The following is a 2,283-nucleotide window of genomic DNA, read 5'->3' on the forward strand; positions in this document are numbered from 1 at the left end:
CGCTGTCGGCGACCTTGACGCCGTCCGCGAGGATCTGGAACACCACGGAGCCGCGGATTCCCGACTCGGCGTCGACGCCCACGTCGGTGCTCAGGACCGAGCGCGGACGCCTGCCCTTCGCACGGCGTGCCAGGTCGACGTCGCAGCTCGGCGGCCGCCGGCCGGGGCGTGCCTGGCGGTGGCGGGGCTGCTGGGGGTGGCGTCGTACGTGGTGGGAGCGGAGGCGCGGGTGCTGCCGCGGGTCGGGCCGCCGGCGGTGCGGCGGGCCGGGGTCCTGGCGGTCGCCGGAGTGCTGTTGGCACGCGGTGCGGCCGGGCCGGTGGTGTTCGGGCGGGTCAGCGAGCGTACGGAGCGGTTCCGGCGGCTGAACCTGCGGTACTACTCGCCGCTGTGCACGGCCCTGGGCGCCGGGGCGGCCGCGGTGGCGTGGCGGGGTTCGTCCGCCGCACAACGCTGAGGAGTCCGCTGCGCGTTGAGCGAACATCTCCCAGGCCCCACCCACGCATCCCTCCGCCCGCACCGTATGCCGAGCCACCGTTCGCCGTGTCGGTGAGCACTTCGGCGACGCCGCCGGGACGGCCGGTCCTGACGGACCGTTCCCTGGTAGGCGGCCCTTCGTGACCGGTTCGGCGTCGTCGGATCCCTCTCAGACGGCTCCGGCCAGTGGGACCCGGTTGTCGGTGGCCAGCACGTCGCCCGGCACCGTCGAGCCCGTCTGGCGCCGTAGCGATCGGCACCACCCTGTCCCGGATCTCTCCGAAGCTCGGGGTCGCCTCTCCCGTGGTCGGCTGAGCGTGGGCCGGTTTCGGGTGTGAGTTCTGCCGGGGCTCACTCCTCCTCCCACTGCTCGGCACCGATCCGGGCTTCGCTGACGGTGGTGTCTCCGACGCGCGCAGAACGGACCCACACGCCGAGCCCGTCGACCTCCAGGTCCCCGCGACAGGCGAAACGCAGGCCAAGGTCGTTGTCCGTGATGTAGCGGGTGATGTCCGCTTCGACGGCCGTGACCTGTCGGCCGATCAGCGGGATGCCGCCGAAGAGGACCTGAGGCCCAGTCCGTCCGAGGACGGTGACAGCGGCGAGGAGCGGGCCGTTGCCCTCTTCCCAGCCCCGGTAGTGCGCGCGCACTCCGGCGCCCTCGAAGCGCTCTTCAGTCAGGCGCTCCTCCATGGGGTCGCCCTGGGTCTCCCACGGGGTGCCGGCGGGGAAGGGGTGGTAGGTGCGGTGCTCGGCCGGAACCTCCCCGCTCAGGGAGGCCGACACCTGCTCCGGCGTCATCCCGAACCGCAGCGGGCCGACCCCCTCCAGTGGCAGGCACTCCCAGCGCGGCCGGTCCCGCTCGGCCACCAGCGTCCACGGCCCTGGGGCCGGGGCGGGGCGGCGGGAGGTGCTGCGCCAGCCGGCGAGGTTCCGCTTGCTGTGCGGGTCGTCGGCCAACTGGGGCCCGGCGACCAGGAGGTCGGTGAGCATGGCGTTCCCGCGCTGTGGGAACCCTTCGGCGTCCGGCACCCACTGCTGGGTCACGCCGATCGAGACGCCCCAGGCCGGTACATCCGGCTCCCCTTCCGCGTTCAGCAGCACCTTCGCCCCGTGCCGGAGCGCGAGGCGGCTGATGTCCGCACGGGCCTGGGAGGGTGCCCGGGCAACCAGCACCACGTCCTCCAGCACCACCAGCGGCCCCCGGTTCGCGTCGACCCCCACGGCCACCAGTTCCTCCTTCGGCCCGTGGATCGTGCTCACCCCGAGCCGGGAGTACCGGCGCCACACCAGCAGGCCACCACTGCGGACGCCTCCCGTAGTGTCCTCGCCCAGCGTCTCCTGGACCTGCTCCGGGGACATGCCGAACTGCAGAGGGCCCACGCTCACCAGCGGGTCCAGCACCCAGCGCTCGCGATCTTCTGCCTCTGTGTCCATTCCAACCCCACGTGGCATCCCGTCACCGGCGCGGTCGGCCGGAAAGGAGCATCATCCTCTCCTTCGTTTCCTCCCAGTCGGTGATCCGGGTCGACAGGCCGGCCCAGGGACGGTCGAGGGGGAAGGGCTCGGCGGGCCGCGGGCCCTTCTGCTCGCGGACGAGCTGTCCGGACCGAGGCCTGGCTACCCCACCAGCCCGGCCCCCCTGCACACACGGCAGTCCGGCCTCATCCCGGACCGGGTGAGGCCGGAACCCGAAGGGCTCTCAGTGATCCTCTAGACCCGTCCTTCGCACATAACGAGTTCGGATGATGTGGTGATGCGACCGGTATCCCGATGGGGTGCCGGTCGTTGAGCCTGGCGTGCCGA

2 protein-coding genes are annotated in these 2,283 nt (G+C 72.6%); one reads left to right on the top strand and one right to left on the bottom strand.

The window, feature by feature from the left end; all coding sequences use genetic code 11:
* Nucleotides 1-457: DUF3995 domain-containing protein (locus tag ACFVVA_RS42065; RefSeq protein ID WP_387696007.1), on the top strand; the 457-nt coding region annotated here is incomplete at its 5' end.
* 371 nt (nucleotides 458-828) lie between these two features.
* Here ACFVVA_RS42065 and ACFVVA_RS42070 read toward each other — a convergent pair.
* Nucleotides 829-1,914 (bottom strand): hypothetical protein, encoded by a 1,086-nt coding sequence (locus ACFVVA_RS42070; protein ID WP_387696008.1) that lies wholly within the window; start codon nucleotides 1,912-1,914, stop codon nucleotides 829-831.
* Nucleotides 1,915-2,283: the final 369 nt, after the last annotated feature.

It is taken from the genome of Kitasatospora sp. NPDC058048 (assembly GCF_042885555.1).
Lineage (GTDB): Bacteria > Actinomycetota > Actinomycetes > Streptomycetales > Streptomycetaceae > Kitasatospora > Kitasatospora lactacystinica.

Bases quoted from the DNA above. Each gene is read 5' to 3' on its own strand.
- ACFVVA_RS42070 (WP_387696008.1), bottom strand. From the start codon at position 1,914: ATGGACACAGAGGCAGAAGATCGCGAGCGCTGGGTGCTGGACCCGCTG.